The 24,599-nt window shown below is 41.2% G+C and carries 26 protein-coding genes; 9 read left to right on the top strand and 17 right to left on the bottom strand.

The features are described 5' to 3' along the window. Nucleotides 1-15: 15 nt before the first annotated feature. On the bottom strand, nucleotides 16-882 hold the full coding sequence (locus BQ4305_RS15830; RefSeq protein WP_110928668.1) for an STAS domain-containing protein: 867 nt from the start codon (nucleotides 880-882) through the stop codon (nucleotides 16-18). A gap of 162 nt (nucleotides 883-1,044) precedes the next feature. On the opposite strand from BQ4305_RS15830, the gene BQ4305_RS21580 reads away from it, so the two are divergent. Further along, entirely contained in the window at nucleotides 1,045-1,212 is a 168-nt protein-coding gene (locus BQ4305_RS21580) for a hypothetical protein (protein WP_199880707.1), read from the top strand. A gap of 65 nt (nucleotides 1,213-1,277) precedes the next feature. Here BQ4305_RS21580 and BQ4305_RS15825 read toward each other — a convergent pair whose 3' ends face one another. The 4 genes from BQ4305_RS15825 to BQ4305_RS15810 form a co-directional block, all read right to left on the bottom strand. Further along, a complete protein-coding gene (locus BQ4305_RS15825) occupies nucleotides 1,278-1,646 on the bottom strand; it encodes a DUF2512 family protein (RefSeq protein WP_110928667.1) in 369 nt (122 codons plus the stop codon). 259 nt (nucleotides 1,647-1,905) lie between these two features. Continuing rightward, a complete protein-coding gene (locus BQ4305_RS15820; RefSeq protein ID WP_110928666.1) occupies nucleotides 1,906-2,232 on the bottom strand; it encodes a hypothetical protein in 327 nt (108 codons plus the stop codon). Nucleotides 2,233-2,327: 95 nt separating this feature from the next. After that, complete coding sequence (locus BQ4305_RS15815; RefSeq protein ID WP_324611593.1) at nucleotides 2,328-3,521, bottom strand: MFS transporter; 1,194 nt, start codon at nucleotides 3,519-3,521, stop codon at nucleotides 2,328-2,330. 110 nt (nucleotides 3,522-3,631) lie between these two features. Further along, entirely contained in the window at nucleotides 3,632-4,456 is an 825-nt protein-coding gene (locus BQ4305_RS15810; protein WP_110928665.1) for an undecaprenyl-diphosphate phosphatase, read from the bottom strand. A 155-nt stretch (nucleotides 4,457-4,611) separates the two neighbouring features. On the opposite strand from BQ4305_RS15810, the gene BQ4305_RS15805 reads away from it, so the two are divergent. Further along, entirely contained in the window at nucleotides 4,612-5,349 is a 738-nt protein-coding gene (locus BQ4305_RS15805; RefSeq protein ID WP_110928664.1) for a glycerophosphodiester phosphodiesterase, read from the top strand. A 41-nt stretch (nucleotides 5,350-5,390) separates the two neighbouring features. Here BQ4305_RS15805 and BQ4305_RS15800 read toward each other — a convergent pair whose 3' ends face one another. Then, nucleotides 5,391-5,600, bottom strand: a complete 210-nt coding sequence (locus tag BQ4305_RS15800; protein ID WP_110928663.1) for an alpha/beta-type small acid-soluble spore protein — start codon at nucleotides 5,598-5,600, stop codon at nucleotides 5,391-5,393. 162 nt (nucleotides 5,601-5,762) lie between these two features. On the opposite strand from BQ4305_RS15800, the gene BQ4305_RS15795 reads away from it, so the two are divergent. Both BQ4305_RS15795 and BQ4305_RS15790 read left to right on the top strand, forming a co-directional pair. Further along, a complete protein-coding gene (locus BQ4305_RS15795) occupies nucleotides 5,763-7,049 on the top strand; it encodes a glycoside hydrolase family 18 protein (RefSeq protein ID WP_110928842.1) in 1,287 nt (428 codons plus the stop codon). Between the two features lie 199 nt (nucleotides 7,050-7,248). After that, entirely contained in the window at nucleotides 7,249-8,238 is a 990-nt protein-coding gene (locus BQ4305_RS15790) for a potassium channel family protein (RefSeq protein ID WP_110928841.1), read from the top strand. Between the two features lie 102 nt (nucleotides 8,239-8,340). Here BQ4305_RS15790 and BQ4305_RS15785 read toward each other — a convergent pair whose 3' ends face one another. Continuing rightward, nucleotides 8,341-9,687 (bottom strand): glucose-6-phosphate isomerase, encoded by a 1,347-nt coding sequence (locus BQ4305_RS15785; RefSeq protein ID WP_110928662.1) that lies wholly within the window; start codon nucleotides 9,685-9,687, stop codon nucleotides 8,341-8,343. A gap of 80 nt (nucleotides 9,688-9,767) precedes the next feature. After that, the gene (locus BQ4305_RS15780; protein WP_110928661.1) at nucleotides 9,768-10,931 is read right to left on the bottom strand and encodes an iron-containing alcohol dehydrogenase; all 1,164 of its coding nucleotides are present in this window, start codon (nucleotides 10,929-10,931) and stop codon (nucleotides 9,768-9,770) included. Nucleotides 10,932-11,076: 145 nt separating this feature from the next. Here BQ4305_RS15780 and BQ4305_RS15775 point away from each other — a divergent pair, with 145 nt between their 5' ends. After that, entirely contained in the window at nucleotides 11,077-11,310 is a 234-nt protein-coding gene (locus BQ4305_RS15775; protein ID WP_110928660.1) for a DUF378 domain-containing protein, read from the top strand. Nucleotides 11,311-11,389: 79 nt separating this feature from the next. Here the strand turns inward: BQ4305_RS15775 and BQ4305_RS15770 are convergent, their stop codons facing one another. Both BQ4305_RS15770 and yugI read right to left on the bottom strand, forming a co-directional pair. Continuing rightward, nucleotides 11,390-12,586 carry an ornithine--oxo-acid transaminase gene (locus BQ4305_RS15770; RefSeq protein ID WP_110928659.1) on the bottom strand — a complete coding sequence of 399 codons (1,197 nt, stop codon included), beginning with the start codon at nucleotides 12,584-12,586 and terminating at the stop codon, nucleotides 11,390-11,392. Nucleotides 12,587-12,780: 194 nt separating this feature from the next. Then, nucleotides 12,781-13,191 (bottom strand): S1 domain-containing post-transcriptional regulator GSP13, encoded by a 411-nt coding sequence (gene yugI / locus BQ4305_RS15765; RefSeq protein ID WP_110928658.1) that lies wholly within the window; start codon nucleotides 13,189-13,191, stop codon nucleotides 12,781-12,783. A gap of 321 nt (nucleotides 13,192-13,512) precedes the next feature. Here yugI and BQ4305_RS15760 point away from each other — a divergent pair, with 321 nt between their 5' ends. Next, a complete protein-coding gene (locus tag BQ4305_RS15760; protein ID WP_110928657.1) occupies nucleotides 13,513-14,856 on the top strand; it encodes a sodium-dependent transporter in 1,344 nt (447 codons plus the stop codon). A 484-nt stretch (nucleotides 14,857-15,340) separates the two neighbouring features. On the opposite strand, the gene BQ4305_RS15755 is transcribed toward BQ4305_RS15760, so the two are convergent. Then, the gene (locus tag BQ4305_RS15755; protein ID WP_110928656.1) at nucleotides 15,341-16,507 is read right to left on the bottom strand and encodes an aminotransferase; all 1,167 of its coding nucleotides are present in this window, start codon (nucleotides 16,505-16,507) and stop codon (nucleotides 15,341-15,343) included. Beyond that, on the bottom strand, nucleotides 16,504-17,004 hold the full coding sequence (locus BQ4305_RS15750) for an Lrp/AsnC family transcriptional regulator (protein WP_110928655.1): 501 nt from the start codon (nucleotides 17,002-17,004) through the stop codon (nucleotides 16,504-16,506). The genes BQ4305_RS15755 and BQ4305_RS15750 overlap by 4 nt, the downstream gene beginning before the upstream one ends. A 221-nt stretch (nucleotides 17,005-17,225) precedes the next feature. On the opposite strand from BQ4305_RS15750, the gene BQ4305_RS15745 reads away from it, so the two are divergent. Further along, nucleotides 17,226-18,071, top strand: a complete 846-nt coding sequence (locus BQ4305_RS15745) for an alpha/beta fold hydrolase (protein WP_110928654.1) — start codon at nucleotides 17,226-17,228, stop codon at nucleotides 18,069-18,071. Between the two features lie 32 nt (nucleotides 18,072-18,103). Here BQ4305_RS15745 and BQ4305_RS15740 read toward each other — a convergent pair whose 3' ends face one another. Then, nucleotides 18,104-18,364, bottom strand: a complete 261-nt coding sequence (locus BQ4305_RS15740) for a DUF1871 family protein (RefSeq protein WP_110928653.1) — start codon at nucleotides 18,362-18,364, stop codon at nucleotides 18,104-18,106. A 76-nt stretch (nucleotides 18,365-18,440) separates the two neighbouring features. Between BQ4305_RS15740 and BQ4305_RS15735 the strand changes: the two genes are divergently transcribed. Continuing rightward, complete coding sequence (locus BQ4305_RS15735; RefSeq protein ID WP_110928652.1) at nucleotides 18,441-19,607, top strand: MalY/PatB family protein; 1,167 nt, start codon at nucleotides 18,441-18,443, stop codon at nucleotides 19,605-19,607. Nucleotides 19,608-19,667: 60 nt separating this feature from the next. On the opposite strand, the gene BQ4305_RS15730 is transcribed toward BQ4305_RS15735, so the two are convergent. After that, on the bottom strand, nucleotides 19,668-20,426 hold the full coding sequence (locus BQ4305_RS15730) for a TraR/DksA C4-type zinc finger protein (RefSeq protein ID WP_110928651.1): 759 nt from the start codon (nucleotides 20,424-20,426) through the stop codon (nucleotides 19,668-19,670). A 141-nt stretch (nucleotides 20,427-20,567) separates the two neighbouring features. Between BQ4305_RS15730 and BQ4305_RS15725 the strand changes: the two genes are divergently transcribed. After that, on the top strand, nucleotides 20,568-21,425 hold the full coding sequence (locus tag BQ4305_RS15725; protein WP_110928650.1) for a manganese catalase family protein: 858 nt from the start codon (nucleotides 20,568-20,570) through the stop codon (nucleotides 21,423-21,425). A 371-nt stretch (nucleotides 21,426-21,796) separates the two neighbouring features. Here the strand turns inward: BQ4305_RS15725 and BQ4305_RS15720 are convergent, their stop codons facing one another. The 3 genes from BQ4305_RS15720 to BQ4305_RS15710 form a co-directional block, all read right to left on the bottom strand. Next, nucleotides 21,797-22,411 (bottom strand): PH domain-containing protein, encoded by a 615-nt coding sequence (locus BQ4305_RS15720; protein WP_110928649.1) that lies wholly within the window; start codon nucleotides 22,409-22,411, stop codon nucleotides 21,797-21,799. Between the two features lie 35 nt (nucleotides 22,412-22,446). Next, nucleotides 22,447-22,923: a GNAT family N-acetyltransferase gene (locus BQ4305_RS15715; protein WP_110928648.1), complete on the bottom strand. Its 477-nt coding sequence runs from the start codon at nucleotides 22,921-22,923 to the stop codon at nucleotides 22,447-22,449. Nucleotides 22,924-23,223: 300 nt separating this feature from the next. Next, nucleotides 23,224-24,516, bottom strand: coding sequence for a CitMHS family transporter (locus BQ4305_RS15710; protein WP_110928647.1), 1,293 nt, complete (start codon nucleotides 24,514-24,516; stop codon nucleotides 23,224-23,226). Nucleotides 24,517-24,599 lie beyond the last annotated feature (83 nt).

Here is a 24,599-nt window from a genome sequence, read left to right as displayed (position 1 = left end):
AAGCCTTTCTCCGTACTATTTTAAAGGCTGGAGTGCCAGTCCTCTCTGCTTAAAGAGATGATTCATCGCCTGGCTGAATGACAGGAATGTCTTAAAATTGGCTACCATATCATTCTCTGTTATTTTCCGGACAAGTTCTGGATTAAAACCAACATAAATCGTTTCCGTTCCCATTAATTTCAAAGCACCGTTCATTTGGACGAGGAAGAAAAACAAATGCTCATCTGTCACATGAGTAATTCCTGAAAAATCCACAATGACTGTTTCTGCACTTATTTCAGAACTTTTTTGCAGAACTTTTGGAATCATACTGTTCATTCTTTCTTCATTTATTCGGCCTATGACAGGGACAAGAAGTACATCATATAAGACGGTCTGCACAATTGGGGTCGACAATTCTTCTATAACTGTTTGGCTTTCCTGTATTTTTCTCAGAGATTCATTTGCCACATCAGCAATTTTTTTATAGTGATTCACAAAGCTTCTGCTGACAAAATGAATAAATACATCCAACACTTCATCTATAATAGAAATGGCTTTCAGCAGGACCTCCATAGGATAATAACGGTTGCTGACTTCCTCTTCAATGAAACTCCAGAACAAGTTTCTTGTAAATTGGGTCTCTTCAATCAGAGATTCCAAGGAATAGTGAGCAGAAACCAGTTTGTCCCCGATTTTCCCTCCCATTTGTTCCATCTTCCGCAGTGCTTTTTCCTTGTCCTTCCACAAAGCGTCGGCATGGATCTGGATTAAATGAGCCCGGATTTGCTTTCCTTTTGTCATATTAAATGTATCATCATCGTCCGTGAACAATTCGAGATGCTCCGCCAGAATATATTTATTCTTTTCCAATTTTTCTCCTAGTAATTTCAGTTCTTCCATTTGTTCCTCCGGCTACATCAAGGGATTTTTTATTTCATTGTAACAAAAATAAATCTAAGAAGTCATTGACGGTTTATTTTTCCATACACTAGTTAATGTGGACTATGTTTACCCCCGCCGCCTGCGGGGTATTGATTTTTTATGATAATAGGGAGGGGTTCTATGAATAGAAATGAAAAAGATTATGAAGCTGAAAATATGACTGACCTAGTTGAGTTTATCAATTGTAATAATAACAGCCGCAAAATGAATAAGATTCTCAAAAAGCATAAAAATGAAAAAGAACAGCGGAAGTCAGCCAATCAAACGGATGCTCAAAAGCCTGAATAACAGTCAAAAACCCAACCTGTCAAAGGGCTGGGTTTTCTATTTTCCATTCCCGGCAAAGATTCAGCTTATTCAATATAATCTTCATCAGCCTTTACTTTCAGAGCATGCTCCTCTAGCCACATATGATAAAACCATTCACCGACTGCCAGAACAGCAGCAGTAACAAGTGCAGCAATATAAGGATGTTCATACCCGACTAATCCTAATCCAATCCATAAAACCGCCAAGGCTAAAAAGAAATCCCCAATTGTTCCTATCACATTGCCTGCACGCGGAAATAAATATAAGTCTCCGGCAGTATAGGCCAGTACCAGTAAAATTAAGGATAAGAGTAAAAACGAAGTGAGTGATACGTTGAAGAAAAGCCAGAGCATGATAAACATTACAGGTAAAACGATGGCTGCTTTCACTAGAAGATTCAACCCATGATTCATTTTTTTCCCTCCTTCTATGTTTATTAATTATCCTTTTATAGGAATTTTAAACAAGATTCCTCATACTTATAATCTCCTCTGCCTTCACAGCTTACCCCTAAAATGATACAAAAGAGATAAAATAAAAAGATATCAAATTCCCTGTAAGAAACTTGATATCTTTTTATCGTTCTATATTGATTTACGTTCGGAGACGCTTTCCGGGACACGGTCCCTCATCCATTCATAAAGGAATTTCTGTTTTTGTCTCTGGCATGACTTACTTTTTTCTTCTGATTTCTGTAATTTCTTTTCCTGAATACTTAATATAAACCGTTTCATCGACTTTATAGTTCAAATACCTGTCACAGTCGATCTCAAGGATTTGCCCATTACTGAACTTCATCGCACAATTATCCCCTTCTTCTGTCTTTGAAACATCAATCACTTCATCTGTTTTAAAGCCAATTGCTTTTCCATCGGAAAAATGAGGATAATACTTTTCAACAATTTCTACTTCCTGAAAACGGATAGGCTTGGTCATATAAAAGGTTAAGAATACAAGTACGGCTATTAATCCCAATAAAATGAAAATTTTTCTATTCACCCTATTATTTCTCCTTCTCTTTATACTACACTGCTAATACCCTTCGTTTTCTACTATATTCAGAGAATATGAAAATATGAAATTGCCTTCATTGATTAATGGCTTTTTTCCCGAATGAAAAAAGACGAGATAACAGCCAGTCCAATCAAGAGCAAAACCATGATCGTTACACCCATCCAGCCAAAATCATGGAGAAATACTCCCCCTACTGCTCCAACCAAACTGGAGCCTCCATAATAAAATAATAAATAGAGAGAAGATGCCTGCGCCTTTTCATCTGAATGGGCCAGCCTGCCAACCCAGCTGCTTGCAATGGAATGGGCTCCAAAAAATCCAAAAGTCATCAGGGCCAGACCGATAATTTTCAAGGCCAAGAAAGGAGCAGCTATCAGCAAAACGCCGCAGCCCATAATCAGCATCCCTGATAATATCGTTCTCTTCCGTCTATATTTGTCAGCAAGTCTTCCCATCCAGGCTGAACTAAATGTTCCAACAAGATATATCATAAATATCAGCCCGACCCATGTCTGCGACAATTGATAAGGCGGTGACATGAGAGGAATTCCAATATAGTTATAGATCGTTACAAATGAACCCATCAGCAAAAAACCAATCATGAACAAAAGGACGAGACTGGGACTCCGAAGATTGTTTCTGAAGGATTGTTTAATTCTATGTATGGAAAGTGAACGCTTCACTGAATGCCTGGAATCCGGAAGCATTTTCCAAAAAGCAAGACTCATCGTCAGACTGATGATTCCCAGTACCCCTATCGCGATATTCCATGAAAAGAAATCGGTCAATGTTCCCACTATAAGCCTTCCTGCGAGTCCTCCTACCGTAGATCCGCTGACATAAATACCAATGACATACCCTAGACTTTTAGGGTGAAACTCTTCATTAATATAAGCCATCGCAATAGCCGGAAAACCCGCTAAAACAGCTCCCTGAACAGCTCTAATAAAAATTAGCAGATGCAGTTCATCCACCAGGCTCACACAGATACTGAGAATGGATGAAAGAAGCAATGCTGTTCCCATCAATTTTTTTCTGTCTATCTTTTCTGCTAAAAAAGAAACAAGAAGCAGACATACAGCAAGCATACCCGTGGAAAAAGACAAGGTGAGACTTGCGGTTGCCGGCTTAACCCCGAAGGTTTTCACAAATTCAGGAATAACCGGCTGTGTGCTGTACAAGTCAGCAAAAGTGACAAAACTGCCCAAAAATAATGCCCATAATGTCCTTCTGAATGCTTTCCCTGATGGCTCAATATACTCCACTACACTCATACCTTTCCTTTAAAGCTGTTTTGGGGGTCACGCCTTTCATGCTTCAGCACAGGTCAACCAGAAAAAGCGATTCATCTTATCTCTCGATAACGAAGAATCGCTTTGGGTTCTCACCACACAATAATTAATAATATGATGGCAATTATAATGCGATAAATCGCAAATGGTTTTAATTTTACTTTGTTGATCAAACGCAGGAAGAAGCCGATAACAATTAAGGCTACAATGAATGCACTGATAAAACCGGCAATAAAAAACGGCAGTGTATCCATTGTGAAATAATCCCAATATTTTACGACTTTTAATAAACTTGCTCCTGCCATGATAGGGACCGCCATAATAAAAGTAAAATCTGATGCAGCCCGATAGCTCATTCCAAGAAGAACCCCTCCTGAAATGGTAGATCCTGAACGGGAAAAGCCAGGCCACAGCGCCAAACATTGGAAAAGGCCAACCAAAAAGGCCTGTTTGTATGTAATCTGGTCAACTGTTTCTGCAACGAGTCTAGGGCGAAATTTGTCTGCAGCCAGCATAAGAAATGCCCCTACAAATAAACCGACGATTACGGTATTGATAGAAAAGAGGTATTCATCAATATAGTCCTCAAATAACAGACCTAATACAGCAGCCGGCAGAAGGCCGACAATAATCTGCAGCAAATTCAGCTTTGAAGACGCAGGACTTGCTGTTTTTATCTTCCTTAATCCAAGCAAATCTAAAAATCGGCCCCAAAACAGAACCACAACAGCCATGATAGACCCTAATTGGATAACTACTTTAAAAGCATTCGCTACTTCATCACCAAAAAGCTGGTTAGACTGAAGCCATAAATCATCCACAATAATCATATGCCCTGTAGAGGAAACAGGAGCAAATTCTGTCAAACCCTCCACAATTCCAAGAATGATTGCAACAATAATATCCCATAAATTCATGTCATCAGCCACCTCAACACCCTTTTTAACAAAATGTACCTTACCATGCTTGATTCTACCCTTTGACTGAATATTTGTCTAATAAAAGTTAACTAAAGAAGCCCTTCAGAGGGTATCATGAAACAAGAGCAGTTTTAGAGGAAGGACGTGATTTTTTGAACAGAGATATACAAATTTTTGCACACAGAGGCTCTAAAGGAACCCATCCTGAAAATACGATGGCCGCTTTCAAAGAGGCTGAACGGGCAGGAGCAGATGGCATTGAATTCGATGTACACATGAGCCGGGACGGCCAACTGGTTATTATTCATGATGAAAAGCTTGATCGAACCACTTTTCGGCATGGGCTTGTGAAGGATTATGATGCAGAGGAGCTGACAGGCATGGATGCCGGCAGTTTCTTTGCAAAAGAGTATGAATCAGAGAGGATTCCATTGCTGGAAGAGGTATTTGAATGGGCTGTAAGCAATAAACTGAAAATGAATGTGGAAATCAAGACTGATAAAATTGCATACGAAGGTATAGAAGAAAAAATTATTGACCTGATTGGCAAATATCATCTGGAGGAACGAATCATTTTATCTTCCTTTAATCATACTTCACTTGATAAAGCGAGATCCATCAATCCACAGATTGAAAGGGCTCTATTATTTCAAGGACTCCCAGCTAACATTGTTGATGTTCTCAAACATGCCCGTGAAAAAGGCTTTCACCCTGACAGAAAAAGTCTGACCAAAGAAATCATTCAGAACGCCCGAGAACTTGGATATAAAGTCCGTCCATGGGTCGCCAATAAAAAAAATGACCTTTTATTGATGAAGCAATATGGAGTCGATGCAGTGATAACTGACTATCCTGAAAGGGCACTCGCCCTCTTAAAAGATCATCAGTGAAGAAGGGGGAAGTCCCCCTTCTTTTTATCCATTTTATTTAATTAGCGGGAGAAATTAGATCCGCCCATTTGCTGTTCAGCCATTTGAACTAAACGTTTTGTGATTTCGCCGCCGACTGAACCATTAGCACGAGATGTTGTTTCAGCTCCAAGATTCACGCCAAATTCGCTTGCAATTTCATATTTCATTTGCTCAAGAGCTTGTTCAGCACCTGGTACTACAAGTTGATTGCTGTTATTGCTGTTTGCCATGTTTATCACCTCCTTAATACTATTATCCTGCACTGTCCATAAATTATTATTGGGAATAAAATGCATTTTCCTGCCTGGTTTGGCCTCTCGTAACGAACATGTTTTTCAGTCACCTCACATATAAATGGAATATCCTTATGTATGCAGGGAGGTATGATTTCTGTGCAAATTCATGTCATAAAGCCAGGCCAATCCTTATTTACTATTGCACAAACCTATAGTATTAGCGTTGACCGCCTGGTGGAGGCAAATCAAATTCCAAATCCAGGCCAACTCGTTGTAGGGCAGGCTTTAGTGATACCGATCATTGGAAGTTATTATTTTGTTCAGCCAGGAGATACCTTAACAAGTATTTCCCAAAAAACAGGTTTTTCCGTTCAAGAGCTGGCACGAATTAATGGATTATCCGAACAGCAGCCAATAAATGCCGGTTTTAGGCTTTATATTCCCGCAAGAAGGAAAGTGACTGCAGAATTTTTAGGATATGTGGAACCAAGCGGTACAGAGGTTTCTCCAGAACTTATAGCAGCAGCAAGAGAAGCGGCCCCGTATCTGACCTACCTGACACCTTTCAGTTTTCAGGCCCAAAGAGACGGCTCTTTAAAACCTCCTTTATTCGACGATTTTCCGACGATTGCCCAGCGTCATCGCAATTCCTTAATGATGGTGATTACAAACCAGGAAAATGATCAATTCAGTGCGGAACTTGGGCAGATTCTGCTTAATAATACGAGCGTACAAAATAAATTTTTGAATAATATCGTTCAAACTGCCAGACAACGAAATTTCAAAGATATCCACTTTAACTTTGAATATATTCGGCCTGCAGACAGGGAGGCCTACAATCAATTTCTCAGGAAAGCAAGAGACCGCTTCAAAAGAGAAGGCTGGCGCATTTCCACAACTCTCGCGCCAAAGACAAGCGCTGAACAGCAAGGAGCATGGTATGAAGCCCACGACTATAAAGCGCATGGAGAAATTGTTGATTTTGTCGTCATTATGACTTATGAATGGGGATACAGCGGCGGTCCCGCACAAGCTGTATCTCCGATTGGCCCAGTCCGAGATGTTCTGGAGTATGCCCTAACCGAGATGCCGGCAAATAAAATTTTGATGGGCCAAAATCTCTATGGCTATGATTGGACGCTTCCATTTGTCCAAGGATCGGTTGCCAGGGCCATTAGCCCGCAGCAGGCCATTGAAATAGCTGCGGCTAACAATGCAGCTATCCAGTATGACGAAACCGCTCAGGCTCCCTTTTTTAGATACAGGGATAACGAAGGTAAGGATCATGAAGTATGGTTCGAAGATGCGCGGTCCATTCAGGCTAAATTTGATTTATTGAAAGAACTGAACCTAAGAGGGATGGCTTATTGGAAAATCATCTTTTCATTCCCGCAAAATTGGCTTTTGCTCAGTGATAATTTCAATGTTCGCAAGCGGGTGTAACTGAAAAAAATTCTTCTTATTTCCCGGGCAATCGACTTAAAAAGAGCAAAACTGACAAGTAAATAGAGCGTACTTAAACGGATTCGCCAAAGCGGATCCGTTTTGTTTGTTCTTCATAAAAGCAAGAGTTGCTTATGCCATTATGTATATCTCTTTTTTTGTCTATACTGGTAAAAGATTTCGGAAAGGCGTGACAGATATGCTGAATCTTAAGGCATTGCCGCACTCTTTTAGGTGGCCCCGCCTTATCAGGCTGCTGATTATCATTTCTGTTTTTCTATTTGCTTTCGGACTTATCATCCATATGATGGAGCCTGAAACGTTTCCCAGCTTGTTTGAAGGAATCTGGTGGGCGATTGTAACCATGTCTACCGTTGGTTTTGGTGATTATGTTCCCCAAACAGCTGCCGGGAAATGGATTGGAATCATCCTCATTCTATCCGGAGCTGGATTGATTACCTCTTATTTTGCCTCCATCGCCAAGCTGTCTATTTCAGCAGAACAGCAATTTATGACAGGGAGCAAAGCATTCACAGGTGAAGAGCATATTATAATAGTTGGCTGGAATGAACGTTCCCGGCTGATCATCGAAGAAATTCACGATAAACATCATCAGCAGCCGATCATTCTGATAGATGACAGTTTAAAGAATCATCCGCTGCCGAGGACCAATATTCACTTTGTCCACGGAAAAGCTACAGATGATGCAACTCTTCTAAAAGCGAATATTAACCAGGCAGCCCTTATCCTCATTACAGCGGATCTTAACCAAGATGAATTCCGCACAGATATGTTCTCCATCTTATCCTTGCTGGCTGTCAAAGGAATGCATCCGGAAATAACCTGCCTCGTTGAAATTTTGACCGGTAACCAAAGGGAAAATGCAAGAAGAGCGGGAGCAGATCATATCATTGAAACCAATGCATTTGCCAGCTATTATATGATGAATTTGCTTCTTTCCAAATTAGATCATGGGGCCGAGGCTTCATTCCACGGACTTTTTATCACACCGGCCGAGCCAGATGAAAACCAAAAGGGCCTTACCTTTTCAGAGGCGGCAAAAGAATGTATCAATCAGGGAAAACTTCTGATCGGTATTAGCAGAAAAGGCAAGAATCTAATTAAACCGGACGGTAACACGATTCTTCAGTCATCTGATACCTTATTATTTATTAATGAAAATAGCTAAGGATCTTCCTCCCTATCTATCTGGCCCTTGCAGTACGAGGCCACTTCATTTGAAATAGAAAAGGCATCGGGAATTTTCCCGATGCCTTTTCTTATCTATCTTTTACAGTCTTTTTTCAAGCTCGGCCTTTTTCTCCTCAAAGCCTGGCTTTCCTAATAAAGCGAACATATTCACTTTATAAGCTTCAACCCCTGGCTGATCGAAAGGATTGACACCCAGTAGATATCCGCTCATAGCACAAGCCTTCTCGAAGAAATAGACTAAATATCCACATGTATATGCATCAAGAGCCGGTACATTCACAACCAGATTAGGAACTCCTCCGTCTGTATGAGCCAAAAGCGTACCTTCAAATGCCTTATTATTAACAAAGTCCACAGTTTTTCCGGCAAGATAATTCAAGCCGTCAAGATCATTTTCCGCTTCAGGAATCGTTAATTCATGGCGGGCGCTGTTGACTTTAATAACCGTTTCAAACAAATCTCTGCGTCCTTCTTGAACATATTGTCCCAATGAATGAAGATCTGTTGAAAAATTAGCTGATGACGGAAAAATACCCTTTAAGTCTTTTCCTTCGCTCTCCCCAAATAACTGTTTCCACCATTCTGAGAAATATTGAAGACCTGGTTCATAGTTAATCAGCATTTCAATTGTTTTCCCTTTATTATACAGAGCATTTCGGACAGCTGCATATTGATAAGCAATATTTTTCTCTAATTCAGAAGAAGAAAAATCCTCTCTCGCCTGAGCTGCCCCAGCCATCATGGCTTCTATATCAGCACCGCTTACTGCAATTGGCAAAAGTCCAACTGCTGTCAGAACAGAATAGCGGCCTCCCACATCATCAGGAATCACAAACGTTTCAAATCCTTCTTCATCAGCAACAGTCTTTAATGCCCCTTTTTCCTTATCAGTGGTAGCAAAAATTCTTCCTTTTGCCTCTTCTTTACCGTATTTCTCTTCAAGCAGGCTGCGGAAGATACGGAACGCCAGCGCCGGTTCAGTCGTTGTACCTGATTTGGAAATCACATTGATGGAAAAGTCTTTTCCCTGAAGAAGATCCATTAAATCCTTCATGTATGTTGAGCTGATATTATTTCCGACAAAAAGAACCTGGGGGGTACTCCTTTGCTCTTTATCCAAAATATTATAGAAGCTGTGCTGCAGCATCTCAATAGCTGCTCTTGCACCTAGATAAGAGCCCCCGATTCCAATCACCAAGAGAATATCAGAGTCCTCTTTGATCTTGGCAGCAGCCTTTTGAATTCTCGCAAATTCCTCTTTATCATAATCGACAGGAAGGTCTACCCAGCCTAAAAAGTCACTGCCTTGACCTGTTTGCTCATGAATAGAATGATGAGCTACTTTGACAGCATCCTGTAAGTAAGTTACTTCGTGTTCCCCAATAAAAGGCAATGCCTTAGAATAATCAAATTGAATATGACCCATGAAAAGTTCCTCCTTAAATTAATCTATTGTATGTAAAAGGACAAGTCTGTCCTGTCCCTTTAGAAACAGGACGCCTGCCATTATAGAGATGCCCTTAAAATGGAAAGTACATCCTCTCGCTTCAAGACCTTAAATTTTCCAAATTCACCGTTTGCCATAGCCTTGTCTGCGATTGTTTCTAATTGAGAGTCGTCAATCTTATAGTCCGCCAAGCGGGAAGGAGCGCCTAAGCTTTTCCAGAATTCCTGAAGTTTCTCAATTCCTTCTAAAGCTGTTTCTTCATCCGTTTTTCCTTCTGCGTCAACATTAAATACCCTGACAGCAAGCTGTTTAAAACGTTTTGTGTTTTCAGGAAGAACATGTCTCATCCAATTAGGGAAAAGAATAGCCAGTCCTCCTGCATGCGGGATATCATAAACAGCCGATACTGCATGTTCGATATTATGTGTCGCCCAATCCCCGCGATATCCAACACCAAGAGAACCATTTAATGCAATCGTTCCGGAATATAAAATGGTCTCACGATATTCATAATTCTCCAAATCGTTGATCAGCTTTGGAGCTGTCTCCATGACTGTTTTCAGCAATGATTCACAAAAACGGTCTTGGAGCGGCGCATGTACAGGGGGATGGAAATAAGTTTCAAATACATGTGACATCATATCGACCATGCCGTATACCGTATGATTCAACGGAACACTGAAGGTATTAGCTGGGTCCAAAATAGAAAATTGAGGGTATGTATAAGGGCTTCCCCATCCATATTTCTCTTTAGTTTCCCAGTTTGTAATAACAGAGCCCGCATTCATTTCAGAGCCGGTTGCAGCCAGAGTAAGTACGGTTCCGAAAGGCAGAGCACTTTCGACAGCAGCCTTTTTAATCACAATGTCCCAGGCATCTCCATCATATTTTGCTCCGGCTGCTATCGCTTTTGTACAGTCAATGACACTTCCTCCGCCAACTGCAAGGATGAAGTCCACATCATTTTGCTTACAGATTTCTACGCCTTTTCTTACTGTAGAAATCCTTGGATTTGGTTCAACTCCTGCTAATTCATGTACCTCTGCATCCATTTCTTTCAACAGATTCTTCACGGTATCATACAGTCCATTTTTCTTAATGCTGCCTCCCCCGTATACAAGCAAAATCCTTTTGCCGTATGCAGGAATTTCTTCTTTAAGCTGTTCAATCTGTCCCTTGCCGAAAATCAATTTAGTTGGATTTCTGTAGATGAAATTTTCCATATGCACACTCCTTTTTTCTTCATTATGCCGAAAAGTGAAGGTAAATACAAAATATCCGTTTAGAAAAATTTCAAAGGTGTATATATTATATAAACACCAAGCACAATAGTTATAGAAGTCAGCTTTTCAAAGGAGGATTTCAAATATGAATGTATTACAGAGGATCGCTCTTGTGCTGACAATCATCGGAGCCATCAACTGGGGATTAATTGGTTTTTTCCAATTTGATTTAATCGCTGCTATTTTTGGAGGCCAGGCTGCAGCAGTATCCCGAATCCTTTATGGGTTAGTCGGTCTTGCCGGACTCATCAATCTTGGACTGCTGTTCGTGCCGTCTGAGGAGACAGTTCGCGACCCTGAAACAAGGACTACTCGCTAAACAGCAGGCATTAAAATGTAATAAAGCCGGTTCATGAGGTTTCTTTCTTCGGAAGGACCTGCTCATGTCCCGGCTTTTTTTATAGCACTTTCTTTATTTTTTCCAGAGCCCAATCCAATTCTTCCTTCCTGATAATAAGCGGAGGCGTGAATCGAATCACATAGTCATGTGTTTCCTTGCATAAAAGGCCTTCTTCTTTTAACCGTTCACAATAGGGTCTCGCAGGCTCTGTCAGTTCAATTCCGATAAACAGCCCTCTTCCCCGCACTTCTTTAATAATTGGGTTGGAGAGGGTCTTCAATTCCTTTATAAAGTACTCTCCCATTTGTTGAGACCGCTCTGCCAGCCCTTCTTCAACCAACACATCAAGAGCTTCCATTGAAACGGCGCACGCCAGCGGGTTTCCTCCAAAGGTCGACCCATGGGAACCCGGGTTAAATACCTCAAGCACTTCTTTATCTGCCGCGACACAGGAAATGGGAAACACTCCCCCTCCAAGCGCCTTTCCAAGAATATACATATCCGGTTCAAATCCTTCCCATTCACAGGCAAACATTTTCCCTGTCCTTCCAAGCCCCGCCTGGATTTCATCGGCTATGAATAAGACATTATTCACTTTGCATAAGTTGAATGCTTCCTTCATAAACCCTTCCTTCGGAATATTGATTCCTGCTTCCCCTTGTATCGGTTCGATAAGAAAGGCAGCTGTATTTTTCGTGATAGCAGCATTTAGAGCCGGGAGATCTCCAAAAGGAATCAGTTTGATTCCAGGCAGCATCGGACCAAAACCTCTTTTGTATTCCGCTTCAGAAGACAAAGATACGGCCGCCATCGTCCGTCCGTGGAAATTCCCCATACAAGCAATAATTTCTGCCTGGTCCTGCACTGCTCCCTTTTTATCATAGGCCCAGCGCCGGGCTGCCTTTATCGCCGTTTCCACAGCTTCAGCCCCTGTATTCATCGGCAGGATCATTGGTTTTTTCGTTAAGGATGACACTTTTTCATACCAAGGCCCCAGCTGGTCATTATGGAAAGCTCTCGAAGTCAAGGTGACACGGTCTGCCTGCTTTTTTAAAGCCGCTATGATTCTTGGATGCCGGTGTCCTTGGTTCACTGCCGAATACGCACTGAGCATATCCATATACCGCTGTCCATTCGGATCCTTCACCCATACCCCTTCGGCCTCAGAAATAACGATAGGGAGGGGCTGATAATTAGGTGCCCCGAATTGCTCCGTTTGTTTAATTATGTCTTTCGATTGTCGATTTAAGGTCATATAGCTTCCCTCCTGTCCTTTCCAAAACAATACGACCCGGCACACCCTATTTCCTTTCCAGGAAAAATAGTAGGAATATTCAGAATTTATATATTGCAGTATGGCCTTATTCATCCTGTTTCTAAAAAACATCGGACGCTCTCAAAAAAAAGCCTAAAAAAACCAGTTGACCAATTGATCAACCGGAGAAAAAATTATTTTTTGATTAAATCTTCACGCTGTGATTGCTCAATCCACTCTTGAAGCTTATCCTTCAAAGTGTTGAAGCCTTCTGCAGAGTCATTTGTAGACATGGCTTTTACAGCACCTTGACGTTTCTTTGGAGCAGCTTTTTTAGCTGATGCTGCCGGACGCTCCGGAGCTTCTTCAGTAGCACGGATAGAAAGGCCGATCTTTCCAGATTCTTCATTAATGGAAAGGATTTTAACCTGTACTTCTTGTCCAACTTTAAGATGCTCATTAATATCTTTTACAAAGCCGTGTGTAATTTCAGAAATATGCACTAAACCTTGGGTAGAATCGTCCAAAGCAACAAATGCACCATAAGGTTGAATCCCTGTTACTTTACCAGCAACAACGGCACCAGTTTCGAATTTTTCAGACATGGTAACACTCCTATTTAAATTGAATTTTTTCGTCTTTTTCACGCAATATAAAATTCTATCATACATTTCGAAAAAAATCAAAAAGCCTTACACCATTAAGAGCAGTGAATAATTTCCTATTTTGATTTTTCCCCAAATCCCGAAAAGTAAGCATTAAATCTCCTTTTCAATAAAAAAGTTCGAAATAAACAGAATTATTATTTTAAAATTTTGAAATACCCTTGTTCTTACTCTGCTTTCCATAGTAAGATGAATAAATTATTATACTTTACTCGATTTTCTATAATCGTAATTTAACTATTTTAGAGGAGTTTGAACATTATGCCAAAACAAGAACAATGGACATCAAAACTTGGCTTCATCCTGGCTGCCGCCGGTTCGGCAATAGGATTGGGAGCTATTTGGAAATTCCCATATATGACAGGGACAAACGGAGGAGGCATCTTCTTTTTGATCTTTATTCTTTTTACACTGCTGGTCGGCATGCCGATTCTCATAGCTGAATTCTTAATCGGGCGCCATACTCAGAAAGATGCAGCAAGAGCCTATCGGGAAATCGCTCCGGGCACCCCTTGGTCTCTTGTTGGATACGGCGGGATTATTGCCTCTATCCTTTTACTTTCATTTTACAGTGTAGTAGGAGGCTGGATTGTCTCCTATCTATTTCAAGCAGTAACCGGTTCATTATCTAATTTGAGCCAAAATGGATATGAGAACCTGTTTGAATCAACAATCGGCAACTCTTACGGTGTCATAGCAGCCCAGTTTATTTTTATGATTATCACCATCGTCGTTGTTCAGGGCGGCATTGGCAAAGGCATTGAAAAAGCAAATAAATATATGATGCCGGCTCTTTTTATTCTTTTTCTAGTCTTATTAATTCGATCTGTCACGTTAGAAGGGGCGATGGAAGGAATTAAATTCTTCCTAATGCCAGATCCGGCAGATTTATCAGCTTCGACGATTTTGCTGGCCCTTGGGCAATCCTTTTTTGCACTCAGCGTCGGTATTTCCGTCATGGTTACTTATGCATCTTATTTAAGTAAAAAGGAAGATATTACAAAGTCGGCATTTTCAGTTGTCGGGTTAAATATTTTTATTTCTCTTCTTGCCGGACTTGTCATATTCCCTGCTGTTTTCGCTCTTGATTTCGATCCATCAAGCGGTCCCGGTCTTGTATTTGTCGTACTGCCGGCTGTTTTTAATGAATTAGCTTTAGGCAATATATTCATGATCATCTTTTTCATCTTATTGCTGTTCGCTACACTGACATCCGCATTTTCGATTTTGGAAATTACAGTTGCTGCCATTTCCAATAAAAAACCGGAAAAACGAAAAAAAGCTTCCTGGATCGCCGGAATTTTGGTTTTCATTGTTGGTATTCCAAATGCTTTATCATTTGGGGCTCTGTCAGATATAAAACTTTTTGGAAAATCGATTTTCGATTTCTCTGATTTCTTAGTCAGCAATATCGCCCTCCCAGTCGGAGCTTTATTCATTTGTATCTTTGCGGGGTACCAAATGAAACGGATGGCAGCCATTAAAGAACTGCAGCTTGGATCTACTCTTAACGGGAAGTTTTTTGCTGTTTGGCACTTTTTGATTCGTTATATTATCCCTGTTGCCATCCTGTTAGTTTTTCTGAGCTCGCTGAACATTATCTAAAATTCAAGACCCTATGTATATAAATCACCATAACGGGAATAATGTAACTAACGTTTCTCTGTTAACCCAGAGGATAGCAAGTTACAAATTCCCCCTATAGGTGAGACTGTCCTAATTCGGACAGTCTCTTTTTTAGTTAAAGAATTCCTCTCAGGCTTAAACAAAAACTTATGTTCCAGATTGTCGACAAAAAGTATTGAGAACACCTGCCATTTGTCATTTTCGGATGAGATTGCGGTAAATCCATGGATTCAGGCTCCGGGGACGGAGGCGGGAAAGTCGAGACCCTGGTCTGAGCGAGCTAGAGAAGCGGCTTGGCCCCGCCCGAGGAAAGCCCCCCCCCCCCCGGAGCGAAGATTAACCTGCGCTATTTACAAATTCCAATAGAAAAAAGCGTGCAGACAAACTCAAAAATCTTAGAGTCTGTCTGCACGCTGAAACGTAGGCTTATGTTCTTCTGCCTTAGAACAAAGTCTGCATCGATTCATTCATATTGTTTCATGAATCTCTCTATTCTTCTTACCGCTTCCTGAAGCTGTTCCATAGAGGAAGCATAGGAGCAGCGGATATGTCCTTCTCCGCTCTCCCCAAAAACATCTCCCGGTACAACAGCGACCTTTTCTTCTAAAAGCAGCTTTTCCGCAAATTCCTGCGATGTTAATCCTGATTTTCTGATAGAAGGAAAAGCATAAAAGGCGCCGCCTGGGTTATGACAGGCAAGCCCGATATCATTAAAGGACTTCACAATATAATTTCTTCTTCTTCGGTAGCTTCGCTTCATATCATCCACTTCACTGATGCCGTTTCGCAATGCTTCCAATGCCGCATGCTGAGCCATTGTTGAAGCACACATCATGGCATACTGGTGGATTTTGAGCATTGCTTCAGAAATTTCCTTAGGCGAACAAACAAATCCTAAGCGCCATCCTGTCATCGCAAATCCTTTAGAAAATCCATTAATCAGAATCGTCCTCTCCCTTAGACCGCTGATGGCAGCAAATGAAGTAAACGCTTCATCATAGGCAAGTTCACTATAAATTTCATCGGAAATAACGAGTAAATCATGTTTTTTCACAATTTCTGCAATGCTCTCAAGGTCTTCTTTGCCAAGCTGCGTACCTGTTGGATTATTGGGTGAGCAGATCATCACTGCCTTTGTTCTTGGCGTGATGGCTGCCTCAAGCTGCTCAGGGCGCAATTTAAATTCATTTTCCTGTGTCGCCTGAACGGTCACCGGCACCCCGCCCGCCATGATGACAAGCGGTGCATAGGCGACAAAACAGGGTTCTACCACAATCACTTCTTCACCAGGATTTAGAATGGCACGCAGCGCAATATCAATTGCCTGGCTGGCCCCTACCGTGACGATAATTTCATCCTTCGGACTGTAATCAACGTTAAAACGGGTTCTCATATAATCAGCAATTTCAGATCTGAGTTCAAACATCCCCGCATTGGCGGTATAAGAAGTGTATCCTTCTTCCAAGGAATTAATCGCAGCCTCCCGCACTCCCCAAGAAGTGACAAAGTCAGGTTCTCCCACACCAAGGGACACGACACCTTCCATATTTGCTGCCAAATCAAAAAAACGGCGGATTCCTGATGGCTTAAGCTCTTGTACCGTCTTTGATATGTAATTGGTCTTGATCATGGGGACACCACAATTCTCTTATCATCATCAGTTTGTTCGTAAATGTTTCCATCATGCTTATATTTTTTCAATATAAAATGGGTTGTCGTTGAAATCACTGAATCCAATGTAGACAGTTTTTCCGAAACAAACTGTGCTACTTCATTCATGGAACGGCCATGGATGGTCACCGAAAGATCATATACACCTGACATTAAATACACTGATTCTACTTCTTTAAAGCGGTAAATTCGACGGGCGACATCATCGAAGCCTACGCCTCGCTTCGGTGTTACTTTAACATCAATCATAGCTGTAACACCTTGATGCTCATCCACTTTAGCCCAGTTAATTAAGGTCGCATAGCGGACAATTACCCGCATTTCTTCTAATTTCTTCAAAGTTTCTTCAACCATGTCTTCTGATAATTCAGTCATTTTAGCCAAATCTTTAAGTTCCATTCGGCTGTTGTTTTCAATAATCCGGAGCACTTCTAATTCCTGTTCATTCAAGTGCATCTAGATCCCTCCTTTTTCAGCAATTTTGGTTAGGCTGGCAGAATAAAGCAGTTTCTATATTCAATCCGGGTCATTATCCTCAAATTGAGTTCTGTCAGGATAAACTTCTAACATTATACCAAAATTAAAAGTAAACTGTTATATAAATTGATGATTTCCTTAGAGGAGTTCTCACTTGTGTTGTGCAACAGTAACTACATGCTTACATAAAAGGAAGGAATATGAATATGGCCCTTCAAATGGTTAAAAATCTGCAAAAGGTAAATGCCACGGAAGTCTATTACGAGTTATATCGTCCAGATCCTGCTTTTCCCACTGTCGTTCTGATCCATGGCTTCCTGTCATCCAGTTTTTCATTTCGGAAACTCGTCCCGTTATTGACTAAAACCTTCAATGTCCTCTTAGTTGATATTCCTCCATTTGGCCAAAGCGGAAAAGGAAAGGGCTTCCAATATTCTTTTTCAAACATGGCCCATACCATCGCCATGCTTTTGGAAGGATTAGGAATAAATCGATGCGGTATTATCGGCCATTCGATGGGAGGCCAAATTTCCCTTCAACTTGCTAAAGAAAAGCCTGAGCTGATTGAACATATCGTTTTGCTCTGCAGTCTCGGGTATTCGCAGGATTTCCCTAAAAGGATGAAATATTTAAGTTATCTGCCTTTCTTTTCAGCGGGCGTAAAACTCTATTTGCAAAAATCAGGTTTAGAAAATAATTTGCAAAAGGTCGTCTATAATCGGACCCTTATTGACGATGAAATGCGCAGCGGGTATCTGGCGCCATTCAGCAGCCGGCAAATATTCGGTGCCTTGGGTAAAATGCTGCGTGATAAGGAAATAGATTTGAATGAAGATGAGCTTTCAGCGATCAAAACTCCTTGTCTGCTCATTTGGGGAAGGCAGGACGAAGTGGTTCCCTTATCGATTGGCAGGCGGCTGCAAAAAGATTTGCCAAACAGTGAATTAATCATTCTGGAAGATACAGGTCATCTTCTTCCTGAAGAAAAACCACTGGAGATTTATCATTTTATTCGAGAGTTCCATCAAAAAATGCCGCTGGATTAACCAGCGGCAGACTAATCAAAGCAAGGATAGGATTAAAGTGTACAGCTTGCATTATTTTTTATTTGAAGAAGCTGCAGAGCCATTTTCCGGCATTCATCCAGATTAAGTTCTTCTTCAAATGAGAATTCATAAATAGCCTTTATACTCTCAGCAATCTCTTCTATATCATCAAGTTTTCTGACAGCAACAATGCTGTCGGCGATTTCCGGTTCATAAAAATCCGGACCAAGCTTAAAAGGGTCCCAATCCTGAAGGAGGAGCGCCATTGCTATATGCATATCCTGCGTTTCCATGTTATCATCACCTTCTATAAGAACATGTTATCATAGTAACATAATTCCAAAAAATTTATAAATGGCGGTGAGTGTCTTGAGTCAATTTTTTGATGAACTTTATGAAAGAAGAAAAACAGGAGCAATCAAATGGGATGCCTTGAAGACAATTTATGGGACAGAAGATATTCTGCCAATGTGGGTCGCAGATATGGATTTTTCTTCTCCCCCAGGTGTCCAGGAGGCCTTGCTGAACAGGGCCCAGCATCCGATTTTCGGGTATACGTCTCTTTCAGATAAAGCAGTGGAAGCGATTACTGATTGGGTCCTTTACCGCCATCAATGGAAAGTCCAGCATGAGTCGATTCTGTTTTGTCCAGGTGTTGTTACAGGAATAGCCACAGTGATTCAGGCTTGTACAGAACCAGGAGATAAAGTCATGCTCCAGTCGCCGGTCTATACTCCTTTCTTCACCATGATTAAAAATAACGGAAGAGAAGTTGTGAACAGCCCCTTGCTCGTGGAAAACAATCAGTTTTCGATTGATTTTAAGGTTTTTGAAGATAAATTAAAGCAAGGGGTCAAGTTATTTTTATTATGCAGCCCGCACAATCCTGGAGGAAGAGTCTGGACAAAGGAAGAACTTTTGAAAATCGGCGAGCTGTGTAAAAAATATGAGGTAACGATTGTCAGTGATGAAATCCATGCTGATTTATATTTTCCAGGACATAAACATGTACCGGCGGCCTCCATCAACCCGGACCTTGAAAATCAGACCATCACTTTGATGGCTCCAAGTAAAACCTTTAACATTGCTGGTTTACAGGCCTCTTTCATGGTTGTCAGCAACCCCGAACTGCGCAAAAAAATCTCTGCTGTTCAAGGAGCCATCGGGTTTCATGGCTTGAATTTATTTGCCATTACAGCGTTAGAAGCGGCTTATCGGGAAGGAGCTGATTGGTTAAACGAACTGCTTACGTATATCGAAGAGAATGTTCGGATTACCCAGGCCTTTATCGAAACGGAGATTCCTGCTCTAAATGTATTCAAGCCTGAAGCATCTTACTTAGTATGGATTGACTGCAGAACATTGGGCCACAATGACAAAGAAATTCAAAGATTGCTGGTTGAGAAGGGAAAATTGGGATTAGAACCTGGAAATAAATATGGACAAGGCGGAGAAGGCTTTGTTCGAATGAATATCGGCTGTCCGCGTGAAGTTCTGATGGACGGACTGAATCGGCTGAAAAAAGCATTTACTTAACTATGAAAAACACCAGCCTGCGAGACAAGGCTTCCTTTTCCGCAGACTGGTGTTGTCATTTTATTCTTTCTTCTCTTCGACATAAGGATCCCGTTCTGAAGGCGGCAAGTCACCAAACGAGGTCATAATTCCTTCCTCATCCAAGGCTTCCTCATAGCCTGCCAGCTGGCTTGTCGGATAAACTGTCACATTTTTCCCGGTGATATCCACTCCAACGTAATTCTCATAATCCTCTACATATCCTATATTTTCATGGGATTCTACATACATATCATCATAATCAGCAGGCGGATCGGCAAAATCAGAAGGGCTTTCTGATGTACCGTACAAGGCCACATCCTGCCAGGAATCTTCTGCATCAAAAGCCACATTTTCTTTTCTGTCGTCCATATCAAACTTACCGAATGGAGGCATCAGCACCTCTTCTTCTACTGGCCGATCTTTTGGGACTTCTCCAGAAGGCGAATGTTCTTTGCAATACAAAGTGGCCGGCAGTATTTCCAGCCGTTCAGCCGGTATTTCTTCTGAGCATGTCTTGCACTTCCCATATGTTCCATTATCCATGGCCTCCAGCGCTTTATTAATATCACGGATTTCATTTTGATAATGTTCATATAAAGCAATATCCTTTTCCCGTTCATACAATTCTGTTCCTTCATCCCCCGGATGGTTATCATAGCTCGAAAGATCTCCAGTTGCATCATGAAAATGACTGCGGAGCAAATCAAAGTTTCCGCCTTCCCCTATAGCACGGTCCAGCTCCTCTTTCGTATTTAACAGACGTCCCTTGAATTCATTAAGCTTTTTTTCAGAAAGCATAATTCAGCATCCTTTCTTATTCATTATTTGCTTAGTATCTCTCCAGGTCATTCTTTTAAGTGAAGGGAATTACTGCCTAGAACAACAAAGAATAAGATGGGACTACTATTTGCACATTAAAAAGAGAAGGGGGAGTGACCAATGTATTTTTATAAAGAAGACTTGATCAATATGATTGTGCCTGATAAACCAGACCCTCATGCTGCAAAAGTCCTTCAGGAAGCATTAGGAGGACAGTTTGGCGAAATGAGAACAATGATGCAGTTTTCCTTTCAAAGCGCTAATTTCCGCGGCAAAGCCAAACCATACCGCGACTTAATCAGAGGGGTGTTTCTTGAAGAATTAAGCCATGTTGAGCTCGTCCAATCGACCATTAATCAATTATTGAATGAAGCTGGCGGAGATATGCCGGGCAACCAGGCTGCCGACGGAGCTCCATTGGATGGCGTTATTCAGGGAGGAGCAAATCCGCACCATTTCATTATGGGGGCAAAGTCTTCCCTCCCCGTTGATGCAGGCGGAAATCCTTGGAATGGATCATGGGTGTATGACCATGGCAACCTCGCTGCCAATCTTCTGAATAATGTGGTTCTTGAATCCACAGGCGTTCTTCAGAAATCAAGGATTTATGAAATGAGTTCAAATAAAGCGCTTCGCGAAACAATCGCTTTTTTAATTGTACGGGATAACGCCCATCAAAATGCGTTTGCTAAAGCGCTGGAGACTCTTGGTGTAGATTGGGGCAAATTATTTCCAATTCCAAATTACGATTTAAATAAATACCCTGAATGCCAGAAATATGTGGATATGGGCTTCCATAATGCCCAGTTCAATTTCAGACTCGATGATACGCGGATCGGCGAGATTTTCCATGGAAAAACACCGAGCCAAAATGGTGGGGATCTGGCTGTCACAGAACCGCCGAAAGGGTACCCCGTTCCGGAAATGCCTGATATGCCGAATGAACATGCCCCTGGACTGTATGATTTGAATAACTAAGTTTTGGTACTGCCCCCAAAAAGTTAGAGAAAATCTAACTTTTGGGGGATTTTTTAATATGGGGAAATATACATAAAGAAAGTAAAGGCGGGTCAATAATCCTTCTTAATTGGACGAGTAAAATGGAAGAATTAATGCCGGAAGAGTGCATAGACTATTATAAAAACATACGGATCAAGCAAAAATTGACTGGCTTAAGTCCAAGTGCAATACCGAACTTAAACCAGCCAATTTAGCTGCATAATATAAACTCTAACTTTGTGGGTTCATTACCATTCCACAAAGCAATTTGATTTTTATTTGCTTAATGCACGGGATTTCTGTTTCAGTTATGCTTGACTGTGTTACCGGCCGAGCCTCACAGAAAACCCTTAATTATTTATATATTTTTCAAACACATAACCGAAATCTTTGACATGATACTTCTCACGGCTTTCCATCAGCCATTCGAATGCCACGCTGTTTAATTCAGCCAGCTGTCCGCCTAGCTTATGTTCGTCAGACCTGATATATTTCAAAGTATCCGCTGCAAGATGGATGCTTTTCTCGGCATATTGCAGGGAGAATTCGTTCTCCTCACAAATTTCAGCAATCTTAATAAGCGACTTGAATAGATCCTTCAGCTCTTCAATGAACTTCTTATGCACATCAATAGAGAAATCCATTTCACCGATTTTGAATTTAATTTCTGCATCGAGGTCAACCGTTCCTGCTGTTTCAAGGGATACATCCGATATTCTGTACTTACTGTAATGATATCTTCTTAGTGTCCGTTTTTTGCTTATAGCGCTCGTTCCGTCTAAATGGATAAAGGCTTGGTTTGTAAAACAGTATTCATCCGTTTTGGATTTAATGAGGAAATAAATTTTTTCTTCATCTTCATGCATAATATAATCATCAGCGTCCACCTTGTCATAATCAGCCGGTTTGATGACACTGCCGATATCGCTTAATCCCAATACATCTGAAGCCATTTTTTTAAACAATATATACTTCCCCCTTCTTATTTTTACATCTTTTGTTACAGCTGTTTAGTTAATATCATTTCATCCTTAATCGGAATTCCGTTAGGACTGTAATAAGGGATCTCCGGTTTAATCTTTCTGGATTCCGCAACAGCATCCTTCACGATCTTATCCATCGAGTAACCCCGTTTTTGTAAAAATTTCAGAGCATCTAAATTATCATTCGTTGTAACGACCTTGATCGATTTACATCCCTGCTCATAAGCAATATTTTCGATGACATGCAGAAGAGAAGTGCCTATCCCCTTCCGCCATTCGTCACTGTCCAGTGTAACGATTTCAAGTTCATCATCTCTTAATACATAGGTCCCCAGCCCAATAATAAATCCTTGTTCATTCAGCACGGCGAAGCCATCCAGTTCCGCGTAATTGTATATCCCCTGTGAATTGACCTTCTCTGAACCATTCCAGTGGCTGACAAAAAAACGGTGCACCTCTGTTGATGCAAGCTTCTGTTTCGCTACTATTTGCATAACATTCCCGCCCCTATTAAACTTTCTATTCTATTTCTATCTGTATACAGTATAGGAAATTTTTCACCTTAAATAAAGATGCAAATTTTTTCCGTCGAAGCACATAGAAACCAGGACAAAAATAAAAATATCAAATTCCACAGAGAATTTGATATTTCCATCTTCTAAAATGGGTGTTGATTTCCGCTCAAGGTGTTTCGCTTCAGCCAACTCTCTTTTTAACGTAATCTGAAAGTTACCTCCATTCTATTTTTAATATACGTGGCGGTCTATAGGGAATTCTTTTCAGTTAAAGCAGATTTATAAAGGAATGATACCAAGGACAACAACTACGGCAATCATGACAAGGGTCGACCCGCAGGCCCATTTTAAAAAGGTGCGCTGCAGCTCTCCAAAGTCCGCTCCGACCATTCCTACCAGCAAATAGGTAGATGGAACAAGAGGACTGAGCAAGTGAACCGGAAGTCCCAGTAAGGAGGCACGCCCGATAAAAGCAGGATCAATATTGTAAGCAGCTGCCGCTTTCGCAATCAATGGGAGCACTCCATAATAGAAGGCATCATTCGACATGAAAAAGGTGAATGGTGCACTGATTAAAGCCGTTAAGACTGGGAAGTGAACTCCGAGTGCATCCGGGATATGGGTGATCATAGAATTGGCCATGGCATCAACCATTTTTGTGCCAGAAAGAATGCCTGTAAAAATCCCCGCTGCGAAAATCATGGAAATGACAGACAAGGCATTATCGGCATAATTGGCAATTCTCTCTTTTTGCTCCTCCATCCGCGGATAATTAACCGTAATGGCAATCGCAAACCCAATCATGAAAAGAGCTGCCGCCGGAAGCCATTCTGAAATAAGCGCGACCAAAAGCAGAAGAGTCAGGGCATAGTTAAAGTAAATCAGTTTAGGTCTCTTAAGGTACACATCCTCTGCAGTTGCTGCCTGAAGCGGAGAAGAAGAAAAATCGACTGTAATGATTCCAATGCGTTTTCGTTCTTTCCTGCCCATCCAGTAGGACATGAATAGTACAAAAAGCACTCCGCCAATCATAGCCGGGATAACTGGAGTGAAAATATCTGACATCTCCAGATTCAAAGCAGTCATCGCTCTTGCTGTCGGTCCTCCCCATGGAAGCAGATTCATTACTCCCGAAGCTGAAACAGCAATTCCTGCGAGGATCAGCGGTTTCATGCCAATCCGTTTATACAGAGGAAGCATGGCTGATATCGTAATCATATAAGTTGTTGTTCCGTCTCCGTCAAGAGAAATCATTAGTGCTAGTACAGCCGTGCCAATGGCGATTTTCATCGGATCCCCTTTCACGATTTTAAGAATCGTTTGAATGATTGGATCAAAAACTCCCGCATCTATTAAAATTCCGAAATACAGAATAGCAAATAAAATCATGATTCCGGTCGGTGCCACACTCTTGATGCCTTCCAGCGCCATCGGCCCCATTTCGCTCCCAAATCCCCCGATCAAGGCAAAAATCACTGGAACAAGAATCAGCGCAATCATGGCAGAAAGCCGTTTGGTCATAATCAGGAACATGAATACCAGAATCATTAAGAAACCTAATAATGCGAGCATGTAAATCCCTCCTATTTCAATCTGTTACTTGGATTTTACATGAATTGAATGTATTTGTAAGCGTTTTCAAAATAAACGTTTTA

Origin of the sequence: Bacillus massiliglaciei (genome assembly GCF_900098925.1) — a bacterium.
Classification (GTDB): domain Bacteria; phylum Bacillota; class Bacilli; order Bacillales; family DSM-1321; genus Peribacillus; species Peribacillus massiliglaciei.
The sequence above is the reverse complement of the archived record's forward strand: the minus strand, read 5'-3'. Positions and strand labels throughout refer to the sequence as shown.